Origin of the sequence: Limimaricola litoreus (genome assembly GCF_024159025.1) — a bacterium.
In the GTDB taxonomy this organism is placed as follows: Bacteria; Pseudomonadota; Alphaproteobacteria; order Rhodobacterales; family Rhodobacteraceae; genus Limimaricola; species Limimaricola litoreus.
Genome location: NZ_JAMYXC010000119.1, coordinates 1 through 4,324, shown reverse-complemented (window position 1 = coordinate 4,324; position 4,324 = coordinate 1). Strand labels below are relative to the sequence as shown.

2 protein-coding genes, 1 tRNA gene and 1 pseudogene are annotated in these 4,324 nt (G+C 68.2%); all 4 read left to right on the top strand.

All coding sequences use genetic code 11. The features are described 5' to 3' along the window. Nucleotides 1–77 (top strand) — tRNA-Met (locus NHG85_RS07910). An 895-nt stretch (nt 78–972) separates the two neighbouring features. Next, on the top strand, nt 973–1,707 hold the full coding sequence (locus NHG85_RS07905; protein ID WP_253331349.1) for a sugar transferase: 735 nt from the start codon (nt 973–975) through the stop codon (nt 1,705–1,707). Nucleotides 1,708–1,838: 131 nt separating this feature from the next. Beyond that, nucleotides 1,839–3,227 carry an O-antigen ligase family protein gene (locus tag NHG85_RS07900; RefSeq protein WP_253331347.1) on the top strand — a complete coding sequence of 463 codons (1,389 nt, stop codon included), beginning with the start codon at nt 1,839–1,841 and terminating at the stop codon, nt 3,225–3,227. Further along, nucleotides 3,224–4,324 (top strand): annotated as a pseudogene (locus NHG85_RS07895) (calcium-binding protein); the annotation flags it as partial. The gene NHG85_RS07900 and the pseudogene NHG85_RS07895, both read left to right, overlap by 4 nt.

Below are 4,324 nucleotides of genomic sequence, written 5' to 3'. Positions count from 1 at the left end.
CGCGGGATGGAGCAGCCCGGTAGCTCGTCAGGCTCATAACCTGAAGGTCGCAGGTTCAAATCCTGCTCCCGCAACCAGTACCCCTACATCACCAACGCGCTCGTCAGGCTCATAACCTGAAGGGTCGAGACCGTCTCGGAAACGCTCCAGTGGAGCGGTTCAGGTCTCGACGGGCGGAACCTAGGCGCAGGTTCAAATCCTGCTCCCGCAACCAACAAACACGTACCGACATCAGAACCGTCGTGTCCCGCAAGGGCGCGGCGGTTCTGCGTTACAGCTCCCTTCGCGACGAAAGCCAGAACCGGGGCCAGCGCGCCCGCCAGTGGCACGTTGCAGGGCCCGCGTTCCGTCTCGGACGGGTTCTTGACCCTATAGGCATAAGGATGCGACCCGGTTTCGTCTGCAGAGGCTCACTGGCGCTTGCCGCAGCCATCGTCTGAGCCTTTGTCCTGCATTGTGCCGCTTGGACGGGCGCAGGAACTTTCCCCAAATAATCCGAATCGAACCCAGCCGATCTGTCCCATGCATCCGGCAACGATTCGACCCCTGCGTTGAAACTGTTTCCGATCCTTTAGGATGTCGGCGCAGCCGGGGCGAGAATCATGACAAAGCCGTCATCCTGTCAGCCAGGCGCCGCAAAACCGCCCTGATTTCGAATGTGCTGCGCGGCATTCGGCTGACGGGGGGCATAAGTATAGGCAAGGTTTCCCATCTGCGACCAAACCGGCATCAATATGGGGCGCCGTTTCCCGGCTGTGCGCAATGAGGGCACGGCAATGTGAGTCGCCGACCCATGTCGGAAGGCGGTTTTTGGTAGAAATCCGGCAATTTGGAGGCCGCGCGCCGTCCAATTCTTCCGCCCGCGCTTTGACCGCTGGCAGGCGGAATATAGATTCGATGACACGCGGGGTGCACGGGATCGGGTCGCACCGGTCACCGCCTTGATCGGTGCAGGCAAAGGGACGGTTTTTGATGACAAGTATCTGGGTGATCGACGGACGGGTGAACAACGAGGCTCGTGCGATACCGCGGCGCGAGCACGCCGCTTCGGACAGGTTGGCTCTCGGGACGGGACGGGACGGCGCGACGCCGCGTCCGGACGGGCTCTATCATCGCCGCTTCAAGCGCTGGATCGACCTGCTGTTCACCTCGATGGTCTGCCTGCCCGTGTCGTTTCTGGTGCTGCTGATCGCCGGTCTCGTGGCGCTCGACGGGGGGCGGCCGTTCTATGCGCAGCGCCGTATCGGTCTGGGCGGGCGCAGCTTTACCATGTTCAAGATCCGCACCATGGTCCCCGATGCCGAGGCGGTGCTCGAGCGGCACCTCGCCGAGAACCCGGCCGACCGGATCGAGTGGGATCATCATCAGAAGCTGCGCAACGATCCGCGGATCACCCGGATCGGGCGGCTCCTGCGCTGCAGCTCGCTCGATGAGCTGCCGCAGTTTTTCAACGTGCTGCGCGGCGACATGACCCTGGTCGGGCCGCGCCCCTTCCTGCCCGAGCAGCAGGCCTATTACCCGGGCACGGAATACTACGCCATGCGGCCCGGCATCACCGGGTTCTGGCAAACCTCCGTGCGCAATGAGACCGGCTTCGTGCAGCGCGCCGCCTATGACCGCAGCTATTACCACGCGCTCTCGCCCATGACCGATCTGCAGGTGATCGGCCGGACGCTGCGGGTCGTGCTGCGCGGCACCGGTCTCTGAAGCCTCCGGTCGCGCCCTCCTCGACCCGGTGACACTGCGTGCCCCGGTGCCCCCCTGCGCGCCATGGCGCTGCCATCACCCTGCCTTCGTGATATGCCATGGCGTGACGCGGAACACGGGACCGGCCTGACATGCCCAACGCCATAGCCTCGATCGCCCTGCTGGTGTGGCCCCTCGTCACGCTGGCCCTCTTCGCGCGGCTGGGCCCGGCCCGCGCGCTGCTGGCGAGCCTCATCGGCGGCTATCTCCTGCTGCCGCCGATGCCTGCCGAGTTCGATCTGCCGCTGCTGCCCTCGCTCAACAAGGGCACGATCCCGAGCATTTCGGTGCTGGGCGCGGCGCTGATGCTGGGCCAGCTGCGCCTGGTGCAGCTCCTGCCGCGCCATCCCGTGATGCTGATCGCGCTGGCGGTCTACCTGCTGTCGCCGCTGATGACGGTGCTGGGCAATGACGACGCGCTGCGCTACGGCCCTCGGCTGGTCCCGGCGCTGCGTCTTTCCGAGGTGCCGGGGCTGGTGGTCTCGCAATTCCTGCTGGTGGTGCCCTTCCTGATGGCGCGGGTCTTTCTAGGCCAGGGGCGGGATCACCGGCTGCTGCTCTGGGCCATCCTGCTGGGCGGGCTCGCCTATACGCTGCCGATCCTGGTCGAGGTCCGGCTCAGCCCGCAGATCAATATCTGGACCTACGGCTATTTCCAGCACAGCTTCAGCCAGATGATCCGTGGCGACGGGTTCAGGCCGATCGTGTTTCTCTATCACGGGCTGTGGGTGGCGCTCTTCGTGGCGATGGCGGTGCTGGCCGCGACCGGTCTCGCGCGGGCGGCGCGGGGCCGCGAGGCGCTGGGGCTCTGGGGCGCGGCGGCCGGGCTCGGCGTGGTGCTGGTGCTGTGCAAGTCGCTGGCGGCACTGGTCTATACCATGGTGCTGGCACCGGCGCTGGTGCTGGCGCCGCGGCGGTTGCAGCTCTTCGGCGCGGCGATGATGGCGTTGCTGGCGCTGGGCTACCCGCTGCTCAAGGGTGCCGAGCTGGTGCCGCAGAAGCAGATCCTCGCGCTTGCGGAAAACATCCACCCTGATCGGGCGCAATCCATGGGCTTTCGCTTCGACAACGAGGACATGCTGCTCGAGCGCGTCTGGGAGCGGCCGGTCTTCGGCTGGGGGATCTGGGGGCGCAACCAGATCTACGACGCCGAAAGCGGCCGCGAGCTGAGCGTGACCGACGGCCGCTGGCTGGTCGTGATCGGCATCTTCGGCTGGGCCGGCTTCCTGGCCGAGTTCGGCCTGCTCGCCTTTCCAGTGCTGCTGCTGTGGTGGCGGGGCCGCCAGGCCGCGCTCGATGCGGCCAGCGTGACACTTGCGGTGATCCTGGGGATGAACCTCGTGGACCTGCTGCCCAACGCGACGCTGACGCCGCTGACCTTCCTGGCCGCCGGCGCGCTGCTGGGACGGGTGGAGGTGCTGTCGGTGGCGGACCGGCGATCCTTCGCCCCCCCGCCCGCGCCGATCCGGACGGTGCTGTGAGCGGCGCGCGGAACGCCTCGGCAGGGCGCGCGCTGGCCGCGCTCCTCCTGTGGCTCGGCCTGGCCATGGCCGGCGCCGCGACGAGCCGCAGCGCCGCCGCGGCGCCCGCCCCGGTTCTGGGGATGAACCTCGCGGGCATTTCCGACTGGTCGACCGAGCATCCCTTTCTCGACCTGATGAAGAGCTCGCGGCCCTGGATCGGTCACCTGCCGGGCCGCTGGGGCGGGGTGGAGGCCGAGGCGCTGGTAACGGCGGGTCATGTCGATGCGGGCGGCCGGCTGTTGTCGATCCCGCCCGGGGTGAAGCATGTCGGCACGCTGATCCTCACCGATCAGCCCGAGGCGGCGGTCTCGCTCGCCGGGCGCTACGTGCTGCGCCACGAGGGGCGGGGCGAAGTTTCGGTCGGCGGCCGCGCGCGGGAGGTGAGCCGCGCCCCGGGCGAGATCCGCTTCGACTACACCCCCGGTCACGGCGCGGTCGAGATCGAGGTCGCCGCGATCGACGCGCGCGACCCGCTGCGGGACATCAGCGTGGTGCGCGAGGATCGCCTGCCGCATGCCGCGGCGGGCGCGCTGTTCAACCCCGACTGGCTGGCGCTGGTGTCGGATCTGCGCCTGCTGCGGGTCATGGACTGGATGGAGACCAATGGCTCCAAGGCGCAGCGCTGGGAGGACAGGCCGCGCCAGACGGACCAGCGCTGGACCGAGGGCGTGCCCGCCGAGGTGCTGGCGCGGCTGGCCAACGAGATCGGCGCCGATCTTTGGGTGACGCTGCCGCATCTGGCCGATGATGCCTATGCGCGCGGCTTCGCCGAGCTGATGTACGAGGCGCTCGACCCGCGGCTCAAGCTCCATGCGGAGTGGTCCAACGAGGTGTGGAACTTCGGCTTCCGACAGGCGAAATGGGCCGAAGAGCAGGCGAAGGCGCGCTGGGGCGAGGAGGCGCCGGGCGACGCGTGGATGCAATTCGCCGGGCTGCGCGCCGCGCAGGTGGCCGATATCTGGGCCGAGGTCTTCGGCGCGCAGGCCAAGGCGCGGCTGGTGCGGGTGATCGGGGTGCAGACCGGCTGGCGCGGCCTCGAGGCGGCGGCGCTCGAC

Coding starts and splice junctions, on each gene's coding strand:
- NHG85_RS07905 (WP_253331349.1), top strand. CDS start 973: ATGACAAGTATCTGGGTGATCGACGGACGGGTGAACAACGAGGCTCGT.
- NHG85_RS07900 (WP_253331347.1), top strand. CDS start 1,839: ATGCCCAACGCCATAGCCTCGATCGCCCTGCTGGTGTGGCCCCTCGTC.